The 21584-nt window shown below is 56.0% G+C and carries 25 protein-coding genes and 1 pseudogene; 10 read left to right on the top strand and 16 right to left on the bottom strand.

Annotated elements, in window-relative coordinates; translation table 11 throughout:
* The first annotated feature begins 114 nt into the window (after nucleotides 1–114).
* The 6 genes from A4E19_01110 (at nucleotide 115) to A4E19_01135 (ending at nucleotide 4511) form a co-directional block, all read left to right on the top strand.
* The gene (locus A4E19_01110; protein ID OQW35398.1) at nucleotides 115–1272 is read left to right on the top strand and encodes a 2-deoxycytidine 5-triphosphate deaminase; all 1158 of its coding nucleotides are present in this window, start codon (nucleotides 115–117) and stop codon (nucleotides 1270–1272) included.
* 2 nt (nucleotides 1273–1274) lie between these two features.
* Nucleotides 1275–1688, top strand: coding sequence for a hypothetical protein (locus A4E19_01115; protein OQW35399.1), 414 nt, complete (start codon nucleotides 1275–1277; stop codon nucleotides 1686–1688).
* A gap of 6 nt (nucleotides 1689–1694) precedes the next feature.
* Nucleotides 1695–2387 carry a hypothetical protein gene (locus A4E19_01120; GenBank protein OQW35400.1) on the top strand — a complete coding sequence of 231 codons (693 nt, stop codon included), beginning with the start codon at nucleotides 1695–1697 and terminating at the stop codon, nucleotides 2385–2387.
* Nucleotides 2384–3139, top strand: coding sequence for a hypothetical protein (locus tag A4E19_01125; GenBank protein OQW35401.1), 756 nt, complete (start codon nucleotides 2384–2386; stop codon nucleotides 3137–3139). Before A4E19_01120 ends, A4E19_01125 begins: the two co-directional genes overlap by 4 nt.
* A 31-nt stretch (nucleotides 3140–3170) precedes the next feature.
* Complete coding sequence (locus A4E19_01130; protein ID OQW35402.1) at nucleotides 3171–3905, top strand: 3-oxoacyl-ACP reductase; 735 nt, start codon at nucleotides 3171–3173, stop codon at nucleotides 3903–3905.
* 201 nt (nucleotides 3906–4106) lie between these two features.
* Nucleotides 4107–4511 (top strand): hypothetical protein, encoded by a 405-nt coding sequence (locus A4E19_01135; GenBank protein ID OQW35403.1) that lies wholly within the window; start codon nucleotides 4107–4109, stop codon nucleotides 4509–4511.
* 71 nt (nucleotides 4512–4582) lie between these two features.
* Here the strand turns inward: A4E19_01135 and A4E19_01140 are convergent, their stop codons facing one another.
* The 5 genes from A4E19_01140 to A4E19_01160 form a co-directional block, all read right to left on the bottom strand.
* On the bottom strand, nucleotides 4583–5182 hold the full coding sequence (locus tag A4E19_01140) for a multidrug transporter MatE (protein OQW35404.1): 600 nt from the start codon (nucleotides 5180–5182) through the stop codon (nucleotides 4583–4585).
* Nucleotides 5183–5276: 94 nt separating this feature from the next.
* Nucleotides 5277–6035: a peptidase gene (locus A4E19_01145; GenBank protein ID OQW35499.1), complete on the bottom strand. Its 759-nt coding sequence runs from the start codon at nucleotides 6033–6035 to the stop codon at nucleotides 5277–5279.
* A 79-nt stretch (nucleotides 6036–6114) separates the two neighbouring features.
* The gene (locus A4E19_01150) at nucleotides 6115–6420 is read right to left on the bottom strand and encodes a hypothetical protein (GenBank protein OQW35405.1); all 306 of its coding nucleotides are present in this window, start codon (nucleotides 6418–6420) and stop codon (nucleotides 6115–6117) included.
* A gap of 242 nt (nucleotides 6421–6662) precedes the next feature.
* A complete protein-coding gene (locus tag A4E19_01155) occupies nucleotides 6663–6989 on the bottom strand; it encodes a hypothetical protein (GenBank protein ID OQW35406.1) in 327 nt (108 codons plus the stop codon).
* Between the two features lie 26 nt (nucleotides 6990–7015).
* Nucleotides 7016–7342 (bottom strand): hypothetical protein, encoded by a 327-nt coding sequence (locus A4E19_01160; GenBank protein OQW35407.1) that lies wholly within the window; start codon nucleotides 7340–7342, stop codon nucleotides 7016–7018.
* 194 nt (nucleotides 7343–7536) lie between these two features.
* On the opposite strand from A4E19_01160, the pseudogene A4E19_01165 reads away from it, so the two are divergent.
* The 4 genes and pseudogenes from A4E19_01165 to A4E19_01180 all read left to right on the top strand — a co-directional run bounded on the left by A4E19_01165 (nucleotide 7537) and on the right by A4E19_01180 (nucleotide 11354).
* Nucleotides 7537–8823 (top strand): annotated as a pseudogene (locus A4E19_01165) (hydroxylase).
* Nucleotides 8824–8863: 40 nt separating this feature from the next.
* The gene (locus A4E19_01170) at nucleotides 8864–9967 is read left to right on the top strand and encodes a hypothetical protein (GenBank protein OQW35408.1); all 1104 of its coding nucleotides are present in this window, start codon (nucleotides 8864–8866) and stop codon (nucleotides 9965–9967) included.
* On the top strand, nucleotides 9961–10926 hold the full coding sequence (locus tag A4E19_01175; GenBank protein OQW35409.1) for a hypothetical protein: 966 nt from the start codon (nucleotides 9961–9963) through the stop codon (nucleotides 10924–10926). The genes A4E19_01170 and A4E19_01175 overlap by 7 nt, the downstream gene beginning before the upstream one ends.
* Nucleotides 10927–10943: 17 nt before the next feature.
* Nucleotides 10944–11354, top strand: a complete 411-nt coding sequence (locus A4E19_01180) for a hypothetical protein (protein OQW35410.1) — start codon at nucleotides 10944–10946, stop codon at nucleotides 11352–11354.
* A 171-nt stretch (nucleotides 11355–11525) separates the two neighbouring features.
* On the opposite strand, the gene A4E19_01185 is transcribed toward A4E19_01180, so the two are convergent.
* The 11 genes from A4E19_01185 to A4E19_01235 form a co-directional block, all read right to left on the bottom strand.
* Complete coding sequence (locus A4E19_01185; GenBank protein OQW35411.1) at nucleotides 11526–11948, bottom strand: hypothetical protein; 423 nt, start codon at nucleotides 11946–11948, stop codon at nucleotides 11526–11528.
* 211 nt (nucleotides 11949–12159) lie between these two features.
* Entirely contained in the window at nucleotides 12160–12945 is a 786-nt protein-coding gene (locus tag A4E19_01190) for a hypothetical protein (protein OQW35412.1), read from the bottom strand.
* Nucleotides 12942–13667 carry a 3-oxoacyl-[acyl-carrier-protein] reductase gene (fabG, locus tag A4E19_01195; GenBank protein OQW35413.1) on the bottom strand — a complete coding sequence of 242 codons (726 nt, stop codon included), beginning with the start codon at nucleotides 13665–13667 and terminating at the stop codon, nucleotides 12942–12944. Before fabG ends, A4E19_01190 begins: the two co-directional genes overlap by 4 nt.
* Complete coding sequence (locus tag A4E19_01200) at nucleotides 13664–14107, bottom strand: hypothetical protein (protein OQW35414.1); 444 nt, start codon at nucleotides 14105–14107, stop codon at nucleotides 13664–13666. Before A4E19_01200 ends, fabG begins: the two co-directional genes overlap by 4 nt.
* Nucleotides 14095–14898 carry a hypothetical protein gene (locus A4E19_01205; protein ID OQW35415.1) on the bottom strand — a complete coding sequence of 268 codons (804 nt, stop codon included), beginning with the start codon at nucleotides 14896–14898 and terminating at the stop codon, nucleotides 14095–14097. The genes A4E19_01200 and A4E19_01205 overlap by 13 nt, the downstream gene beginning before the upstream one ends.
* The gene (locus A4E19_01210; protein OQW35500.1) at nucleotides 14895–16091 is read right to left on the bottom strand and encodes a beta-ketoacyl-[acyl-carrier-protein] synthase II; all 1197 of its coding nucleotides are present in this window, start codon (nucleotides 16089–16091) and stop codon (nucleotides 14895–14897) included. Before A4E19_01210 ends, A4E19_01205 begins: the two co-directional genes overlap by 4 nt.
* Before the next feature lie 10 nt (nucleotides 16092–16101).
* Complete coding sequence (locus A4E19_01215; protein OQW35416.1) at nucleotides 16102–18426, bottom strand: hypothetical protein; 2325 nt, start codon at nucleotides 18424–18426, stop codon at nucleotides 16102–16104.
* Entirely contained in the window at nucleotides 18423–19046 is a 624-nt protein-coding gene (locus A4E19_01220; protein ID OQW35417.1) for a hypothetical protein, read from the bottom strand. The genes A4E19_01215 and A4E19_01220 overlap by 4 nt, the downstream gene beginning before the upstream one ends.
* Entirely contained in the window at nucleotides 19039–19881 is an 843-nt protein-coding gene (locus A4E19_01225; GenBank protein ID OQW35418.1) for a hypothetical protein, read from the bottom strand. The genes A4E19_01220 and A4E19_01225 overlap by 8 nt, the downstream gene beginning before the upstream one ends.
* Nucleotides 19882–19925: 44 nt before the next feature.
* Nucleotides 19926–20237, bottom strand: a complete 312-nt coding sequence (locus A4E19_01230) for a hypothetical protein (GenBank protein ID OQW35419.1) — start codon at nucleotides 20235–20237, stop codon at nucleotides 19926–19928.
* Nucleotides 20227–21576 carry a hypothetical protein gene (locus tag A4E19_01235; protein OQW35420.1) on the bottom strand — a complete coding sequence of 450 codons (1350 nt, stop codon included), beginning with the start codon at nucleotides 21574–21576 and terminating at the stop codon, nucleotides 20227–20229. Before A4E19_01235 ends, A4E19_01230 begins: the two co-directional genes overlap by 11 nt.
* Nucleotides 21577–21584 lie beyond the last annotated feature (8 nt).

Consider the following 21584-nt stretch of genomic DNA (forward strand, 5'->3'; position numbering starts at 1 on the left):
TCGTTCCTCGCTCGATGACTCGGAAGAAGCCTATGCGGCTTGCAGTGACAGCTACCCTGATCGCGACGGTTACGCCGCCTGGGGTAACAGCTGCGGCGGAGATGCGGACGACTTGTGACCACTCATGCACCCCGATCCGGGATTCTTCCCTATCAGGACATCAAGCGCTTGATCGCGAGCCGAGCTATCAGCGCCTCTCCGACAATCGAAGACAGACAGATCCAGCCGGCCAGCCTTGATCTCCGCCTAGGCCGCAAAGCCTATCGTCTGATCAGTAGCTTCCTACCGGAGTTGTCGGCCATCTCCTCCAGACTGAATGTGATGGATTTCTATCAGTCGGACCTCGTGATGTACGAAATGGACCTTGCCCAGGGGGCGATTCTGGAGAAGGGCCACGTGTATCTCGTTCCCCTACTGGAACAGCTGGCCCTGCCGAAGACGATCCGCGCACGGGCGAATCCGAAGAGCACGACAGGACGCCTGGATGTCTTCACCCGCGTGGTGACGGATCTCACCTCCGGGTTTGATGAGATCCGTGCCGGCTATCGGGGCCAGTTGTTTTTGGAGGTCGTCCCGCGCTCGTTTGCCATCAAGGTTCGCGCGGGGCAGTCGTTGAACCAAATTCGATTTTTGCATGGCGAGGCCACGGTCTCGGACCAAGCGCTGCAGGCGCTGCATCGGAATACCCCCTTGTTGTACCACAATGTTCCCTCCCCCAAGACCGTGGGGAGCCGAGACTTTCGCGTTGAACGTGGACTCTTCCTGCGCATTGATCTCGCGGGAACGGATCAGAGAGACTCCCGGGTGATCGGCTACCGTGCCAAGAAGAACAGCCATGTCATCGACCTGGAAAAAGTCGGTCATTATGCGGCGGCTGACTTTTGGGAACCGCTCCATCGCCATCGCCACGACAGCTTGCTATTGGAGCCGGAAGAGTTTTATATCCTGGCCTCGAAAGAGCGTATTCGTGTGCCGGCCGGCTACGCGGCTGAAATGGTCGCCTATGAAGCAGCCTGCGGGGAGCTACGGACTCACTATGCGGGGTTTTTTGACCCTGGCTTCGGCTATGGCTCGAAGGGAGAGATCAAGGGCACGCAAGTTGTGCTGGAAGTTCGCCCGCATGACGTGCCATTCTTGATCCATGACGGGCAGACCTTTTTCAAGGTCGTCTACGACAGGATGGCGGGGATGCCGACACAGCTCTATGGATCACTGTTGGGGTCATCCTATCAGCAACAAACCTTGACGCTCAGTAAACATTTTAAAGTCTGACCATGGCTCCGTCCGACCTACCACAACCTCAAGACGAATCCCTGCACCCGTCACGTCAGACCGAACCGGGAGAGCAGGGAAGCGGGAATGACCATCAGATACACGTCATCGGCTTGATGGTCGGCACCGCGCTGATGTTTATCGGCTTTCTCAATGTGTTCTTGTCCATCAGCGGCGGGTTTGAAATCAATGTCGTGCCGTTTCTCATCTATTTCGCCGGCCTTGCCATTTGGGCCAATGCGGCCATCGAAACTCCGACCTTCCGTTATGGAGTGATGGCCGTGGCGATCGGGCTGGCTTTGGGCCTCTTTCACTATGGTGAAGTCCTATTTTGGCACAAGCAAGTGCTCTTCTGGACTACCATCATCACGGTCATGTACTTCATGTTCGTTGAGCCCAAGAAACCCACGGCGTGATCACAGATGACGATTTCCGTCATCATTCCAACCCTGAACGAAGAAAAGAGCCTTCCCCTGACTCTCGAGTGTCTGTCGGCGTCCACCCTCGCCGAAGTCATCATCGTTGACGGAGGCAGCACCGACGGCACTCTGAGTCTCGCTCAAGAGTTTTGCGCCCGTACGGCCAACGCTCGCGTCATCGAAGCGCCGCAAGGGCGCGCGCGCCAAATGAACGAGGGGGCGAAGGCCAGCCAGGGCGAGATTCTGCTCTTCTTGCATGCCGACACACAGTTGCCGGCGCAAGCCGGCCGGATCGTTGAATCAGCGTTGTCCAAGCGGACCGCGGTCGGCGGCCGCTTCAACGTCCGATTCGACAGCCCCTCGATGTGGGGACGAGTCATCAGCTCCTTTATGAATCGCCGGTCGCGCTTGACGGGCATCGCGACCGGTGACCAAGCCCTGTTTGTCCGACGCCACGTGTTCGAACTGCTCGGAGGCTTCTCCGAGATTCCACTGATGGAAGACATCGAATTCAGCACGCGACTGCAACAAGCTGGTCCGACCGTGGCGCTCAGGGATACCGTCGTCACCTCGTTTAGACGTTGGGACACCCAAGGCCCGCTGAGAACCATTCTCCTGATGTGGATTCTGCGCTTCCTGTATTGGGCGGGAGTCAGCCCTCACCGACTCCAGAACTTTTACGCCGCCATCCGATGAAACCGACACCCCATGGCCTCCCGTTCCTACTCCCTCACCAAGCTGCCCTGGTGATCTTTGCCAAAGCGCCGGTTCCCGGTCAGGTGAAGACGCGTCTTTGCCCTCCTCTCACTCCCGACGAAGCCGCCACGCTCCAGGGAAGTTTCATCCTGGATACCTTGGAACGGACGAAGATCGCAGTCGCCAAGCTGAAATTGCCGCTTGATCGCTGCCTCGCCTGTGTCCCGTCTGTAACACATGTCTTTTTCAAGATCATGGAAGAACGGCAGGGCGTCAAGCTGATCGATCAAGTCGGCGACGACCTCGGTGCGCGCATGAACCAGGCCGTTGAGACGATGTTCGCGCGTGGATATCAACGTGTTCTGATTATCGGGACTGATGTGCCGACGCTTCCTCTCGATCATTTCAAGCAAGCCTTGGCCCTGCTGGAAAACCATGATCTCGTACTCGGTCCGGCTTTAGACGGAGGCTACTGTCTGATCGGCCTCAAGCGGTTGGCCCCGGAACTGTTCACCAACATTCCTTGGTCCACCGACGAGGTGTTACCACTCACGCAAGAGAGAGCCTCCTCGCTCGGACTCAAGACTGCGTTGCTGGAACCATGGCGTGACGTGGATACACCTGCCGATCTCCAAGCCATGATTGAATCCAGCATCGCCGACGCGAAGAAACCAAAGAACGAGCGTGTGTTTTCGAGTCGTACGGCCGGAGTACTGCAAACACTCGCCAAACGATTGCATTCAAGAGCATAATGCGTCATCAAACGTTCAACCGAGGAACCACATGAGCCAGCACGTTGCACTGATCACGGGAGGAGCAAAAGGCATCGGACGAGGGATCGCACTCGACCTGGCGTCACGGCAGTGGAGGATTGCCCTCTGCTACAGAACCAGCGAAGCCGAGGCCAAGATAACGGCGCAGGACATCACGCAGCGAGGAGGACAAGCATTGGCCGTCCGCTGCGATGTTTCTGATCCAGTCGCAGCCAGAAACCTGGTCATGCAGGTTGAAAAAGAATGGGGCCGAATCGACGCTCTGATCAATGGCGCAGGGCCTTATCATCGCATCAACCTGTTCGAGGAAACCGTCGAGGGTTGGAACGATATGTTCGCCGGCAACCTGCATCCCATCTTCTACCTCGCGCAGGCCGTTGCACCGGGCATGAAGGCTCGCAGAGCCGGCCGGATCATCAGCTTCAGCATGGCCAATGCCGACCAAATGGAAGCGCAGCCCGATGTGACGGCCCACTATGTCGCCAAGGCAGGCGTGCTTATTCTGACCCGCACATTAGCCAAACTCTTGGCGTCTTACGGCATCACCGTCAATGCTATTTCGCCGGGTTTCATCGATTCCGGCAGCGCGCCGCCTCATGAACTTGCCGCCATGACCAAACGCATTCCCGCCGGGTATATTGGAACGGTTGAGGATACCGTTGGAGCCGTTCGTTATTTACTCAGCGAAGAAGCCCGTTATGTCAACGGCGCCAATATTCAGATCAGCGGAGGCTGGGGAATATGAAGAGCGAGCGCGCATATTGACCTCAGTTGCTCGCGGACCGCGCACACGAGACATGATTTGACGGCGGTCAGAGGGCGGTGCCCGGTGCATGCGCGCAGGTGAGGCCAACATACCCACCTCGCGGGAGAAGGATGTGCGCAGGGGAACCAACCTGCATGCCGTTCTTTGGAGAGAAGAGAGTTCAGGAAAGGGAGGGTACCGATGAAATCGGAACAGGAACGCGAAGCTCACCGTCGTTTCGTCCAAGTCCTTCAGCATGAACATCTGACTTGTCCGAAGCCGGGATGCGGTGGAGCCATGGACGTGGAGGATCATACTCCCCATAGCGCCCGCATCAAGTCGTACGAAGCCACCTGCGAACGGTGTCACACGGTCGAGAAAATCACCGGCAAGGAAGAACATCAGCCCTCCTGGGACGTGGCCTCCATCACCTTAATGGCGGAAATGCATCTCCTCCACGAACAGCCGACCTGTTCATACGACGACACGCCCATTACCTTCATCTCCTTACCCAACCCTCGCCGTAAAGCCCGGTACCGCCTGCAATGCTACTATTGCGGACGACACACGGAAATGAATTGGCCGCCACCGGAAGCGAAACGGTAATACCTTAGAAACTTCGGCATCCTGCGGCAAATGGGAAATGCATAGAGCCACTTTGGATGCTTCAACGCATATTAATGAACAGTCGTCCACACTATCGTCATTGAAAATATGCCGATTACTAAAGCAACCGTCCGTTGCAGCTTGAATGGATCCATAGCCATCATACGTCCATTGCCAACTACTGCCCCCAGCGCCACCCATGCAACACCGATCGGAACGACCACACACATAAACAACACCGTTGCAGCCAAATAGATTTGCACGTTGTCGAACGCATGCGGTGGGAAAATTGTGGAAGCGAATAACAACCCCTTCGGATTTAACATAGTTGTCATGAACACGGTAGCTGGTCCGATCGAGCCTTCTTCCGATATCGGAAGCTTCCCCGTAGAAATCCATATCTTAACGGCGACAAACAGAAGATAGCAGCTACAGGCTACGCGTACCACATTGCTCAACCATGGATAGTATTGTTCTATCGAAGTGAGAAAAATTCCCCATCCCGATATCGCAATGAGGTAGCCCACCAGCTCGAAGGCTATCAGCGGTAGCGCCTTCCACAAACCCTGTCCTAGACCGGCAGCTGCAAGCAAGGTGTTCGTCGGCCCAGGAGTGAGGAGCACGATGACGGTGCTGAGCATGAAAACTAGGACGTGGAAATCAAGGATCATAGCGGAGGACAGATTGAGCGGTAAGTTTAGGCCATCACAGACATTGAATCGATGGAGCCACGCAACCGCCGACTAAACGGCACACCGCAATCTGCTAGACCACCTTCTTGATGAATTCTGCCAGTCGTAGAAAATAGGCTCGCCCGCCCACCAGATACGTGTTGTTATGGTCGGCACCTTGGATCACATACCATTCCTTTGGCGGTTTGGCCACATCAAAAATGTGGCGTCCCAGTTTGATGGGTATGATATCGTCCCTGTCCCCGTGAATAATTAGTTTGGGCAGTGACAAATTCGGAAGACGATCAACTAATCGAAATTCTGCTCCCAGGAACCAATGCGCCAGGAACCCACCGTAATGCAACCTGGCAACGGCTTCGATTGATGAAAATGACGACTCAAGAATCAACCCGGTGGCGGGTCGTTGGGTCGCCAACTCGCCAGCCACTGAGGCGCCGAGCGATCGTCCAAACAAGACGATTCGCTCAGCGCGAATCTTTCTGCCCTTCGTCAAGTAATCATAGGCTCCATACGCATCTTCATACAATCCTTTCTCACTGGGACGGACGCCTTGACTTTTCCCATACCCTCGATAGTCGAACAGGAAGATGGAAAGACCCATCTGGTAAAGAAACCTGAGATTATCAAGCCGATTGATGATATTGCCAGCATTGCCATGACACCACAGTAGAACCGGCCGGTCGGCGGTTGTTTCGACATACCACCCAAACAACCGGACGCCATCAGAACTCTGAAACCACACATCTTCAAGCGGCAATCCACTGAGCCTAGCCCAATCTCGGTCTTGCCACGGTTCAGGATGGTAGATGAAGAATTGGTCGAGAAGACTCATGCTGTGCTTGCCGAGCATTTTCAGCGATTGCGAGGCTCTGAAGGAGTATGACAGGAGTGGTGGATTGAAGCGAGGTCTGTTAGCGGAGTTTTTTGTCGATCTTTTTACCGGCTTTCTTGAACCCTTCCTCGGTCTTCGTGACCGCCTTTTTTAACTTACGCTCGATCTTTTCTCCCACTTTCTTTTCCTTAAGTTTTTTCGCTGCCTTCGTAAATCCTTGCTCAATCTTATTCCCAACTTTCTTAGCGGTGTTCCCGATCCGTTCCGCTACACTTGGATTGTTCGCTGGGCTCCTTTCAGCCAACGCGACGGAAGCTAGCGAGGCCCACAGCGGCAGAAACAACCAGAGCACCCAACGCGAGTTCAACCACAATCGCATATGCATCCCCAAGTTCCTTCAAAAGCATAGCATGAATCGACTGACCTGTCGGGATGGCCATTTTACCGATCGTTCTTCTTCACAACTAAGATCCTCACCATGAGATAAGAGCCTGAACTGATCCCCTTGGCCGTTCAAACAATCACTTAAAACGAATCGGGCTCTAGCCTGTCATCATGACACAGGCCAGAGCCCGATCAAATACACACGCAGCACTCGTTGTCCAGAAGTGGACCTGTCGAGGACGCTTATTTGCTCCCGACTGCTGTCCCTTCAACCTTAAAGATGAATCCATCGAGCACTGCTGCCCAGAACCATCGCTCAGAGATAGCGACATCCGTTAGTCTCGTGCCTCCCGCTTTTGCAGCAGCTTCGCGCATGGCATTTTCAAACCTAGTGTTCTGATTGATCGGAATGACCCCAAAAAGCATGATGCCGACGCTGGTCGCCTCAGTCGGACCCAAGGACTTTTCATTGGGCCCTATCGGCGCCGCAGGAAAGCGCAACGTCGTTGACTGGCACGCCACAGTCGTAAGCAATAGGAGACTTCCAAGAACAAGGACGAGTGATTTCATGTGTTCCTCCTAGACGAAAGAATGGATCATTTGTTGGCGACGGCGGTTCCTTGTACTTTGAAGACATATCCGTTGAGCACGTACCCCCACCACCATCGCTCTGAAATCGTGACGTCCGTCAATCTCGTCCCCCCTGCCTTTTGAACTGCTTGATTGTAGGCATTCTCAAACCGCTCGTTTTGACGGATCGGGATAAAACCGAACAGCAGCATCCCGACACTATTGCCCTCAGTCGGGCCCAAGGATTTTTCATTCGGGCCGACCGGAGCCGTTGGAATTTTCACTTGCGTCGAATGGCACGCGGTGGTTGCCATTAGCAACAGCATGCCCAAAAGCAAACTGGCTGTTTTCATGCGCGCTCCCCCTTATTATGTTGATTGAGACTCACGAGAGTACCCATTAGGTGGCGGAGACTAGCATGACGATGTAAAGCGGTCAACAAAATGGCGATGGGGTTTTTTGGTCGGAGCAAGACAGCTCTAGCCCTAGCAACTCATGTTCGGTATACTGTGCACCTTTCCCAGACTCCAATTGCCAGATTTTAACTATGCCTTCACGACAGAGTGACGACGCACACACGATCCCTTGCGATGTTCTCGTTATAGGCGGCGGGCCAGCCGGTTCAGCTATCTCTGCGTTGTTGGCGGAAAAGGGCTGGGCGGTCCATGTACTCGAAAAAGACCGGCATCCTCGGTTCCACATTGGCGAATCCCTACTGCCGCACACCCTGCCGATGTTGCAACGCCTCGGCGTACTGCCGGATGTTGAGAAAATCGGCATCACGAAGTATGGCGCGGAAGTGGTGTCGCCCTACCATGGCCGCTCCCGCACGCTGTATTTTTCAAAGGCGCTCGACGGGTCTCAGCCGTTTGCCTATCAAGTGAAGCGGGCCGAGTTTGACAAGATTTTGTTCACTAATGCCGTGAACAAGGGCGCCCATGTCCATGAAGGAATCAAAGCCAAGCAAGTTAAGTTCCGCACGGGATCCACTCACCTGGTGCTGGCGGAGGACCGGACCGGCCAGTCCTTGGCCTGGGAAGCGAAATTTGTGATCGATGCCAGCGGCCGCGATACATTTCTCTCCAACCACTTCGGTGGAAAATACAGAAACCCGCGTCACAACAGCGCCGCGATCTTCGGTCATTTTGAAGGGGTGCAGCGCCTGCCAGGCCTGGACGAAGGGAATATCAGTATCGTGTGGTTCGATCACGGTTGGTGGTGGATCATTCCCTTCAAAGACGGCACGACAAGCGTCGGCGCCGTGTGTTGGCCCTCATACCTCAGCACCCGCAAAGGATCACTGGAACAGTTTCTCCACGACACGATCGCTCTCTGTCCCCCGGTTGCGGAACGGATGGCTCAAGCCCGGCTCATTGGACAAGCCTACGCCGCAGCCAACTATTCCTATCGTCGGGAAACCATGAGCGGTGACGGGTATCTCATGATTGGCGACGCCTTTGCGTTCATCGACCCGGTTTTCTCCAGCGGTGTCCATCTGGCCTTGAATAGTGCCACACTAGGTGCAGAGGTAGTGGATGCCGCTCTTCGAAGGGCACCAGAGCATACGGTGCGTCTCAAGGAGTTCGAGCGAAGCGTCCGTCGGGGCGTCAAAACCTACTCGTGGTTCATTTATCACTTCACACAACCTGCCTTCCGCGCCTTGTTCATGTCCACCGGCAGTATCTTCAAGATGGAAGAAGCCGTGCTGTCTATCTTGGCGGGCGACGCCTTCGGCAAGTCCCCTACGCGCATTCCTATTCTCTTGTTCAAGATCGCGTATTATCTGGTCTACTTATTCAATTTCCGAGAGAATTGGATGGCCTATCGGCGGCGAATTACAGGCGTGCCTCATACCGTCACTACAGTAACTGACTATGCCGTCAATCACCAAACCTGAAGCTCCAGACACATATGGGCACGACGCGCACAAACAATCCCGATATGTGGAGCGTCGCCACATAGAAACATCCTGTCCTCAATTCACATTCGTGGATGAAAGAGAGCTCGATGAATGGCTCTCCTGCACCTCCTCTCATCTGCTCGCCCTCATTTCGTTCGGCGGATTTCCTCCTGCCTTGCCTCGTTCTATCACCTGCCCACGCCTGTTCATCGATCTGACACCTTTGACCACTCCGCCTCTCGTGGAGGTTTGGACCAGCACTCAGCCGGTGACAGTGGTCCAACGTGATCACTTCTGCGCGGGGATGAACGGCAATGTCGCTGCCGCGTTTCTGTCGGTGGAAGAGTCTCCAGGGATAAGCTTGGAAACCACAACCTATCGCGCCTATCTCCGTCTGTTGTCCGAGTTACGATCACTCGGATATCCCAATGTCTGGCGCCTGTGGAATTATTTCCCTGGAATCAATGACCACAGGGATGGACTTGAACGGTACCAGCGTTTTTGTATGGGCCGCCATGACGCCTTACTGGAAACACTACAGGATTTTCCGGCCTCACTCCCGGCTGGCACGGCAATCGGCACTGCATCAGGCCCATTGCTGATCTATGCGCTGGCTGGGACTCATCGAGCTCGACATCTTGGGAACCCGCGTCAGATCCATGCCTATGAATATCCAAAAAGCTACGGACCGCGCAGCCCCTCATTTTCTCGCGCAACAATAGCCTCGGTGGATGGGTCGACCCAATTATTCGTCGCCGGAACGGCAAGTGTCGTCGGCCATGCCAGTCAACACACTGGCTCCACGGAAGCACAGACACGCGAGACTATAGAAAATATCCGAACGTTGCTGCGCCATGCGACTGATGCCATTGATGCCGGTTCTTTTATCGATCATCACCGAGCAAACTATAAGGTCTACGTTCGTCACAAGTCAGATGTGGAACCAATTCGACACATAATCGAGGAGGCTCTCCTACCCAAAACACAGCCCCTGTTTCTACAAGGCGATCTCTGCCGGGGAGAGCTTCTGGTCGAAATCGAGGCAGTCGTCACCCCCGGCTCAAAACCGGCATGTTAGGATCCTTTAAAGCTTCCACGCTGTTGTCCCGCCCAGGACTGCCGCGAGCCCCTGCCAAGAATTACGCCGATCGGAGCCAAGCCCATACGAAATTTTATTTCACGGTGGACTGTGACTGGGTACCTGGGTCCCAGGTCGGCCTCGAGCATCTCCTCAGACTGTGTCAGCGTCTGAACATAAAAGGTACCTTTTTTTTTGCTGGACGATTCGCCGATACCTATCCCGACCTCGTTCGGCAATGCCATGCCCATGGCCATGAACTAGGAACCCATGGTTGGGCCCACGGAGGTGTGGAACAAGACGAAGACTTCCGCCGTGCAGAGTATCGCCAACAGCGCGAATGGATCCGCCTCGCAACCCGCGCGGTAGAACGAGCGACCGGTGTCCGCCCAACCATCTTTCGTGCACCCAATCTATGGATCAGTCCGGTGACCTTTAAAGCACTGGAGGCCGAGGGCTATCGGTACGACTCGTCGATCCCTGCCCGACGCTTCGATATGGGATTTGGGCGTGTCCATTATCTCACGTATTTTTGGGCTCCACTCGAACCATACCGTCCATCTCGCCATGATCTTGCCAAGTCTGGTGGAGAGAACATCGTCGAGATCGCGCCGTCCTCATGTCTCCTTCCGATCAACCTCGCGACGCTCCGCACCCTTGGACTTCCGATTCTTCAGCGCATGATGCGCTGGATCGGACGGCATTCTCGTCACCTTGTATTTTACTGTCACCCCTCTGAGTTCGTAGATCCCAGAGCTCAACAGTTCCCACGATCCATGTCAAAATGGAACCAGCGAGGGATGCGCCCTGAGAACCTACTGCTACTTGAACAGCTATTGAAGCATGTTATTCAACGTGGGCTCATACCGACACAGATCACCGAGGCGGGGCATGAACACCTTGACTTGAGGCAAACAGCCGTAATAAGAGCAGGAGAGTCTTGCAGAAATCAACCATAGGAATAAGGAGGACAGTCATGAAGCACACCATCTCCCGATGGATAGCAGTCGGTCTCATTCTGGTATTTTTGAGCGCGTGCAGAGGCGGCGCGCAAATTTACGAAGTGAAGAGCGCACCAGTTCCCAGCCCATCTGGGAAAGAGCTTACACTGGAGCAGGTTAGAAAAGAGATCATGGCAGCAGGCGTCGCCGCAGGATGGCAAATGACAGACGTCAAACCCGGGGAGCTACTCGCCACGTACAATATTCGCAGCCATCAAGCGATCGTTGCCATCCCCTACACCACGAAAAACTACAGCATTCTCTACAAAGACAGCAGCAATCTCAAATATGATGCTGCAGCAAAAACCATCCACCAGAACTATACCGGATGGATTCAACGATTGGACAGCGCGATTCGCTCACGGTTATCCGCGGCCGGCATGTAATGATCACTCAGTGAGGAGGCGCGGCGTTGTCGCCGCGCCTCGCGCGAGCAAATCTGTGAGCTCCCCATTATGATGAGTTGAGAGCTTAAACGCGATTGTGCCTTTACATCCACGTCTCATCGTTCTTAACAGCACGAAAGGACTTTGGCTGAGACACACAACAATTATTTCTCAATTCTGTGGGACAACTGCCGTGGAAGGTTCCTCTCCCAAGAGCTCAATGACGTCAGCACCCAACTTAATTGAGGGAGCTCCAATGAGCCCGATAAAACCGAAACCGCCTCTATCTGCGGTCACATTCGAAAAGGCAATATTTTTCCCCGCCGTGCTGATTCCTTCCTTATTCAGTCTTTCAAGCATATCAGCCTTGGCGTCGGCCTCACTGGGACTGATGAAAGGAATCCAGAGCAACTTGAATCCTGTATCTGTGCCTATGGCCCCTGCTTTCAGGACGCGATGTTTAATCCGCATCAGATCCGTTGGCTTGACCGCTTGAGCGGCAAACGAACTGACAAACTGTTTGCGACAGCCCACGGGAGCGGTCAACAGAGCAACGCACAACATACCGGTTACCAACAGCCAACCACGCCTCATGGGGTTCTCCTTTCGATAATAGGAAGTTCCGGTAATTATAGATACGACCTATAATCCATAAGGCAAAAAAAAGCATGCTTTTGTAGGATTTGTGAGATGTCGTCAAGAGTCGGAAGGACTCTCTGAAATGCCCTGCTTAGGGATTTACTGCCATGGGACGTAGGTGGGGATACTTTCTGGTCGGGATCGATTCAGTCACAACACTGCGCTTCTAGTCCCCTTTTGTCATGGACGGAGCCGTATACTGTACTTCAGAGGCTGTGAACCAAATCCAGAGGCCCCGCAGGTACATGCCGCGAGAGAGAAGCTTCCACGCCACCATTCGGGTAATCCTCAAAACATCAATCAAGGGGCGAAAATGGCTCAAGCGAGGACCTGAACGAGGCTGCACGGCAATCACGACATTGCGACACTCAATCCCTCGTCGTGCCGCTTCGATCAGGATTTCACTCTCGAATACGAAGCTTCTGGTCTTGTCATGTTTGGGACTCACGGTCCGGAGCAAACTCGCCGGATACAGTCGAAAACCGGATTGACTGTCTTCGATCGGAAGGCCGGCAGCCCAACCGATCCAAAAGTCAGCAATCCGGTTCGCGATATAGCGAGGAACCGAGGATCTTCGCTGCTCGCGACGACGAGCGCCGATGAGGAAAGCCGTGGGATACGTCGCCGATTGATCGAGAAACAGAGGGATTTCTTCCGGCGCATGCTGCCCGTCCGCATCCAGCGTGATGACACCAACGGCACCCTGTGCCAGCGCATGAGCAAATCCGCGAGCAAGGCTTCCCGCCTTTCCACGATTCTGCTCATTGCGCAAGAGCGTCACATCCAGACCAGCCAACGCCTCTGCGGTCCCGTCCGTCGAGCCGTCATCCACGACGACCACGTTGGGACATCGCTGTTTTGCCCGGGTTGCAACGCCACGGACGGTCGCCGCCTCGTTGTATCCGGGAATAACGATCCAGTAGTCGTGAGCGAGACCGTGCGGAGTGGTCATGCCATCCCTCCGTTTATCCCAATCACCTGGCCGGTAATATACCCGGCCCGCTCTGAAACCAAAAATGACACGAGATGTGCGACTTCTTCCGCTGTGCCAACTCGTTTCATGGGCACCATCGATTCAATCTGTTCCGGCGAGAATGCGTTTCTGATGGCGGGAGATTCGATCAACCCAGGAGCGACGACATTGACGGTGATGCCTCGGGAAGCCAACTCGACGGCCAGTGACTTACTCGCTCCCTGCAACCCCGCCTTGGCCGCGGCATAGTTTGTTTGGCCACGATTGCCGATGACACCGGCCAATGAAGAAATAGACACGATACGCCCCCAGCGCGTACGGATCATAGGAAGCAAGAGGGGTTGCGTCACGTTGAAGAATCCATTGAGAGATAGGTCGACGACCCGCCTCCATTGTTCATCGCTCATGCCGGCCATGGGCGCATCATCATGAATGCCGGCATTGTTCACGACGACTTGAATCGATCCATCCTGTAGAAGCGCGTTGAGCGCGCGCCTGGTCGCCTCCCGATCGGTAATATCAAACGCAACGCTCACCCCAGTTCCATTCGCAGACCTGATCTCTTCAACGACCTGCTCGGCCGATGCCGCATGTCTATACGCATGTACGATGACGGCATACCCGTCCTTAGCCAAGCGGTGAGCGATGGCTGAACCGATCACTCCACTCCCCCCTGTGACCAGGGCCTGCTTCTTCGTCATGAGTGCTTAGGTTTCAGAAAGATGGAAGCTCGTCCCGTAATCACTGCCCGGCCTCCAGAAGAAATACCGAATTGATAGATAAAACTTTCCGTATCAGTGAGCAAGCGCGTGGCTTCAATTATGAGATCAGAAAAACACTCGTCCAGTCGCTCTTGGCTAAGCACCACGTCACGCAAGCCTCCAATGTAGCCGATCATGTTCTCCTTCGAACGCGTCTGGTCCCGCAAGCTCACATGGATTCCCATCGCCTGCGCAGCATATTCAAGTCCCATAACCGCTTCAAGGCGAGCGGCTTTGCGCAACGGATTTGATGCGCGATGATGCGAGCGAGTTCGGCATCGAATCATGGAAGTATCCCACCATTCTACACAGTCGATCAGACGCATCTCCCCTGCATGGGGAAGCAACCCAGCCAGTTGTTGTCCCCTCAATTGCGACATGCATCCACATCTACAATAAGCTGTTGAGTATCGAGCAGCTTCAGCGTGACAGTCCGTGCTCCTCCGGCTGCGACCGCCTTCAACAAGGGCAACGATCGAGCCGCAGGATTGTCTCGGCGAACTTGCTCTAACGCAAGATCCTCCAAACCCTTCACTTTATCGGCATGGGCCTCTTCTAGGCCCAGGTGCATGCGCGCCAACGGGGTCGATGAATGCGGGACGAACACCATGGCCACTGCGAACCCTGTGTTGATTGAACGAGCTTCACGGAGCGGAGGCGGCACAGGAAGGTCGTACGCGACTAACAGCACGGGACATCCTTCGACATGCGCCATGGTCATCGCTTCCAACAGCCCCGCCGCAAATGAATCGTCATAGCATGAGAGTGCGGTCGATGATTGTTGCCCAGTCGTCGCAATTCCCCAATAGCCGGCCGCCGTGTTATGCACGGATTGATGAAATAATGTCGGGGACACCAAACGCTCCTGGGTCGCCAATGTGCTACAGAGTTTGTCGAAGACCTCCATTTCTCCTTCGGAAGAGGCGAACACGGTCGACACAGCGCGAGGATCCAGCCGAGATTGCACGATCGCCTCCTGCGCCACGTGCACGGCCCATCGCACAGATCCGCTGCTGCGACGCCGTTCATTCGACGGCAAAATCGCAGCCTCTGGCTCAGGAGTCTCCTGTGGTTCAAACGGGCGACGGCCCGCCAACACCGCACGGCCGGCTTCCCAACCCAGGAGGCCGGGAGCGAGAAGACCGATGCCTTGAATATCGGCTGTGATCACAGCTTCCCCAGTACCAGGCTGCAATTGTTTCCGCCGAATCCGAAAATATTGCTGACCACGCACGAGAGGGGCCCACTCTGATTCTCCTTCAAAATGCGGCTCTTCAATACGGGATCCACGCGCCTGCAATTGAGCGTCCCCGGGATCAGCCCGTGACGGAGACACAGGGCGGAAATGACGGCCTCGGTGATCCCGGCTGCTCCCAAGGTATGGCCGGTCCATCCTTTGGTCGAGCTACAGGCAGGACGTGCGCCGAAGACACTATACACAGCCTTGTCCTCAACCCTGTCGTTCGCGACCGTGGCGGTGCCGTGCAAGTTAATGTACTCGACTTGTTCCGGCCGAATACCCGCCCGTTGCAGGGAATCTCGAATCGCGCGAACGGCTCCGGCTCCATCCGGATGCGGGTGCGACATGTGATACCCATCCGAACTTTCACCGTAGCCGAGAAGGGCGACAGCGCCGTGCCCGCCGACACGTTCACTGGATTCCAGCAACACATATCCGGCGGCCTCCCCCAGCGACAGACCGTCTCGGTCCTCATCGCAAGGCCGACAAGGACCGGACGAAAGAAGTTGGAGCGCGGAAAACCCGTACAGCGTCGTCAGGCAGAGGCTATCCACCCCGCCCACAATCGCGGCGTCGCACAAGCCTGCCTGTATCAACCGGGAAGCAGTCGCGAAGACTTTTGCGCTGGACGAACAAGCCGTGGAGATCACCATGGCAGGTCCTTCCAGCCCGAGACAGGACCGGACGAAACGACCGAGTGAGAACATATTGTGGGTGTAGCGATATCGCGCGTTGTAGCTGTCCGGCAGGGTAGTCGTGTCGGGATCCCGCGCACGGTACGCGTGCTCGGTTTCTAGTATACCCGAGGTACTGGTGCCCATTACGACCGCGATGCGATGTGCCCCGTACCGCTGCTTCGCTTCGGCCACGGCCACCATGAAGCCGTCCTGCTGAAGGCCCAGCCACGCAAGTCGATTGTTCCGGCAGTCGAAGCGCTCGAGCCCATGATCCAGTGAAAAATCTTCAAGGCCGGCTATCCGCCCGATATAGCTCTTCAGCGCCACGTCTTCGAAATCGCATGGCCGTAACGCGGATCGCCGCTCACAAAGCGCCTGAAGAATCGGGCCGATCCCCCGGCCGTTCGCTGTCACCAGTGTGTAGGCGGATAGAACCAATGGAGTCATTGGCTTCTGGCTACCCAACATGAATCTCCTGTCGAGCCATCATGCCGGCAAAAAGAAGGCAACAGAAGGAGCCACAGGCGGCGGTCACGCCGATCGCGTGAAGGACCGGAATCCGTGAAAAGGCCAGTACTCCGAAGACCAGGATCGTCGTGGTGCTGCAGACAAGCAGCCCAAAGATGGTTCGGGCCCGCTCCGTCGGTGTTCCCTCAGGTCGATTTAGAAACAAGGCGTAGTCAAGTCCCAACCCGATCACAAGCAACAGTGTCGTCAGATGGAACAACGAAAGCGGCACTCCCGATCCCCTCAAGACTGCAGTGACCACCACCAGTGAACACAGGACCGGGGCAAGCACCCGCCAGAGAAGCGTGATCGATCGCAAGCCAAGAAACAAGGCTACCGCAATCGCAATGGTCCCGCCGGCCAGCAACTGCAGGGTTCGGTCGCGATAGGCGGTCATGAGGCGATTCGACTCTTCTTTGATATCTACATACTGTATCGTCACATCACCCCATCCAGCCACCACTGCCGCAAGCGATCGCCTATCTATCACTCCGCGAAGCGGCACCACGGCGATCCATCGGCCGCCGTCCTGGAACATCAACGCTTCCAACTTCGTTCCTAAGGAAGTTCCTGCGAATGCCGTCCGGTCGATCGGCTTGTGATGTCGAGCTTCGTTGACGGCCGCCAAGAACGGAGCGAACAAACCCGGCGCGAACGGTAACCCGTTTTGTGCCGACGTGAGATTCCGTTCGAGTACGGCCGGAGTCGGCAACAAGCATTGCCGCTCCTGTTGAAGACGACGACTCGGCAGGTATCGTGAGACGATATCGTAACCAGCCAAGCTTCCATCCCGCTGTAGCCCTTCCAGCCTTGGCGCCACCGTTTCCGCCTCCTGCAAAAGATCTTCCTCGGTGAACGCTTCGATGACCAGGAGGTCCCGCACATCCGGAGCACCCAGCTCCCGGCGCAACCGCTGATCGAGCTGCTTCTTGTCGTCCGACAAGGGGCTCACGCTCTCGAGATCCTGTTCCCATGCCGGTGTATCAGACCATATTAGGACCGGTGTCGCAAGAACCAGAAGGATCGGCACGAGCACTCGGCCGCCTCTAGCGAACACGTCGACCCTTGAGAGCACTTCCGGACGAACCTGTCTCGGGGACCATCCTTGGTGGATACAGAAGGGCAGTACCCATCGCGTGACGAAGGCGGCCGTCAGGAGACCGACGATGGCCATCAATCCCAACTGTGCAAGGGCAGGATAACCGGCAAGGAGCAGCGACGAAAATCCAATCGCCGTCGTCAGTATCCCGAGACGCATCGTCGGCCAGATAGATCGCATCACAGCGGTAGCCGACGTGCTCGACGTCATATGGCTAAACAGGTGAATCGGATAGTCATCGACCACTCCAAGCAATGTAACGCCGAACCCCAATGTCAGGCCATGGACGAATCCGAACCAGCCGTTCACCGCGATCATGCCCGCCAAGATTCCGCTCGAAATGGGAATCAGACTGAGCAGCACCAGCCGAACCGATCGGTAACTCACAAAAAGGAACGACAGGACCAGTGTTCCGGCAACCATCGATAACGTCCATGCTTCTGCTTCAATCATGCGTTGGATTTCTACCGCAAACACGCCAGGCCCGCTCATGAGGAGCCGTACCGGAACGGCATTCTCCGTCACAAGCTTCTGGAATGACGCACGGATATGCTGATGAATCGCTTCCTGTGCGTCCGCATCGAATCCCGACGCTCGTGTTTCCACGACGAGCAACGCGCGCCTGTGGTCGGCCGACATCCACACGCCTCGGTACTGCGCCGGCGTGTCCCACCCGGACCACGATTGAAGAATCTCGAACATTTCACCGGTCGGATCGGCTGGAATCCATTCTTTCACAAGCGGGGCCAACGGCGACCGCAAATCGTCCAGCCTCAATTGAAGCGCGTTGCGGAGCGAAGATTCCGAGAAGGTGTCGGCCGTGAGGGTTGGACTGAGAAGGTAGCGGGAACCGAACAAGAGCGCTTGATCGTCCCTTGACCAGGTGTGTGTGCCGTTTCCGACGAAGCTGAGCGCGTCGCCGGCCCGAAGCGTGTCCCCCAACAGCCGACTGAGACGAGCCAATTCCTCGGGACGCTCCCCCTCCAATGCGAGCAATATCAGTCTACCCGACAGACCGGCTCGAACTTGCGTCAGCAGCAGCCGTTGCGCCGACGAGGAACCTTGGGGCAGAAGATCGCCCAACCCGTTGTGAATGGACACCTGCGTGGCCGAGAACCAGATCCCACCCGCCATGGCGAAAAGCCAGAGACTAGGAACCCACCAATGCGACCTCACGGTGGAGTTCCCCTTGAAAGTTTCATGACGGATCGATCACCGTCGGCTGCCCGCACCGTGATCGTGGCAATGCGACCTTCCGACCCGGATATGAGGATATGCTCGATCATCGCCTGCCCCGCTCTATCCTGAGGACGCAACAACAATGTCCATGCTCGACGATCTCCGTCGAGCACGGTTGTATAGGTCTGCTTCAGCCGCACCGCATCTCCGGCAAGACTGGCCCGAAAAGCGTCGACAACACTCCGCAGAGCCGGATAGGTTTCTAATGAAACGGTTTTTTTTACATGTTTCCGCTCGCTTTCGAACGAGACCTGGTCACCCTCGATGCGGTAGCGCTCTAGGTATGGTTCCAGCACTTCTTTTTCCAGCGTAGAGGGAGGCAGGAAACGCAAAACCCCTCTGGTGACCAATGGTTCGGTCAACAAGGAGGAATACGTCTTCTCTTCAAACTGTATCAAAGATTCGCGCCCTTCCTTTAAGAGCGTCAGAAGCTGCTCAAGCGTCCAGGGATCGGCTGAATACTTAGCATGGGGAGGTGCTTCCTGCGCCCCTATGGAAGATCCGTAACCGATCAATAGGAGAGCACACAACGAAAGGAACCCACGCATGTCACCCATCCCAGAATTCGTAAAAGTTGAACCAGTTGTCGGATGCCGTACGGCAGCGCTCCTCAAGGCGATCGGCAAACCGTTGCACCCATTGCCGCAGGTCGGCATCTCGTTGATCGGGAGACAGTCGCACTCTTTCGCTGAACGATTCGAGGTGAACCTCATAGCGGTTCCCTCCGCGGTAGAGCCCGAAAAACATGATCACAGGAGCGCTAACCACATGAGCCAAGCGCATCGGGCCTGTCGGGAATCGTGCGTCACTCCCGAGAAACCGACAGTTGACCGATTGATCATGCTGTGTCACTCGATCGCCCATCACTCCCAGCAGGCCACCTCGATCGAGACATTCCTTCACTTGTAACATCGTTTCCACCCCGCCGACTTGAATAACCGTGGCGGCCACGGCGGGATTCAACTCGTTGGTCATGCCACGAATCATGGGCGCGTTGTGCTCATCCATCAGCACGCGGAGTTCTAGTTTCCGCCGAAACAGACCCAATGCACGAAGGACTTCAAAACTTCCAAGATGCGATCCCAAGAGCACACAGCCTTGCCCTTTTGCCAATTCCCGATCAAGGACATCCAAGCCCAGCAGTTCAATGTCGAACAGATCGAATCGGGCATGGACGAAATAGACTCGGTCGAGTATCGTCGAGGCAAAGGCATGGTAATGACGATAAATGTCACGCCACTTCGCGGGTCGACCAAGCGCGCGTTCACGAAATCGCCGAATCGCCCGGCGGGCTCTTCTTGAACTCAAGAAAAAGTAGAGGCAGATGGGATGCAACAACGCCCGAGCGACCGGGCGGCCGCACGACTGCGCCACCCATGCCATGAATCGCATGCTGGCGCGGCTGCCTCGCTCCTGCTGAGTTTGCCAGCCGTCACTCACGTCCGCTCTGCTCGCGTGAACTCAATCGAGCCGGACGCGACAGGACGTCCTTGGACGTGACAGGAAAACACGGCATGGGCTATCGCATCTTCTTCGACGCGAATTGTCAGCGCCTCGCCGGGCCTGAGCGGAGAAGAGAATTTCACCGCCGACAACTGTGTGACGCGAATCGGCGCCGCTAAGCCGAGACGCAGCATCTCGAACACCTCTCCCAACAACACGACTCCCGGCACGATGGGCTGATTTGGGAAATGCCCCGCCACCGATGGATGGTCCTCTCCGATCAAGACGACCCGTTCATGCACCATCGTTCTCTTCCTTTTCCAGCCAGTGCCGGGCCAGCTCACTCACCGCTTCCCGCGGTAATTTTCCGGTTCCATTTCGAGGCAGGCTGGGCACACAGACAAGCGGGCGCGGCAGAAAGACCGGATCGATGCACGCCCTCAACGCTTTCTGGACATCCTCGCTGGTTTGTCCAGGCGCGACGACAAAGGCCATCAGCCTCGTGACGGAGCCTGCCTCTTCGTCGGGTAAAAAGAACACTCCATCCTCGACGCCGTCGATTTGCAGCAATTTACGATTGAGGTCTCCAAGCGACACACGATGGCCGGCGACATTCACGTGATCTTCTTCTCGGCCCTGTACGATGAAGGCTCCTTGCGGATCGACTATGATACGGTCCGGAACCGTGACCGGATCCGCAAGATACCAGGCATGGACGGCACATGATGCATGACTCTGAGTCACGCGCACACCATCCAATGGTCGCCACAGATCTTCCTCGACTGTACGCCGCTCAGCCACGCTGCCAGCCTCGGCAAACCCGAAGATTTCGTGCACTTCGGCTTGAAATTGCCGCTCCGCCTCTTGCGCAAGATTTCGTGGAAGAGGGGCCGTGGCGGAAAGCACAATTCCCCCGGGGGGAACGCTGATACGCTCTGCAACACACGCTCGAAGATGCAACGGGGTGGTGACGAGCAGCCATGGCCCGTTCGCCTCGGACAAGGCGCTTTCAACATCGGCGGGAAAGAGCGGTCGTGCCGCGTGCATGGTCAAGCCATGCAGAATCGGCAGCATGACAGAGGCCTCCAGGCCAAACATATGCTGATGAGGAACGGTTGCCACGACGGTGGTACGGCCACCCGGTCTCATTCCGAGACGTGCGCCGGTCGCCTGGGCCACTGCCGTGAGGGCCCCCCATGTTTTGGTGTTCCGCTTGGGGGTCCCCGTACTTCCAGAGGTAAATGCAACCGCCACGGCTTGGTTCACTGGGATCTCCGGGACCGCCACCATCTCCAAGACTTGTCTGTCGGGCGACTGAACGGCTACCGATGCGACTCCCGCGATCGCCTCGCCTGAATCGGTCAGGGCGTAGTAGTCGGGATACTCTTCAATCAGACGTCGCAGGGCTTCAGGCGCACGATTGTGTGGGAGCAACGTCACCTGTTGCCTAAGCATCGCGGCGGCAAATCCAACCAGAAACTCATAGCGGCTTGTTGCAAGATTGAGCGCAACAGGCCGATCAGGTAGTAACTCTGTAAGGCAAAGCACATCGGCAAGAAACTGGCGGGCCGTGCGAGGCCCTGCTTGCCTCCAGGCCAGTACGTCGTCCGGCCTATAGGGGCCGATCAAGGGGGTGTCGCGCATTGCTCCAC

Origin of the sequence: Nitrospira sp. SG-bin1 (assembly GCA_002083365.1) — a bacterium.
Classification (GTDB): domain Bacteria; phylum Nitrospirota; class Nitrospiria; order Nitrospirales; family Nitrospiraceae; genus Nitrospira_D.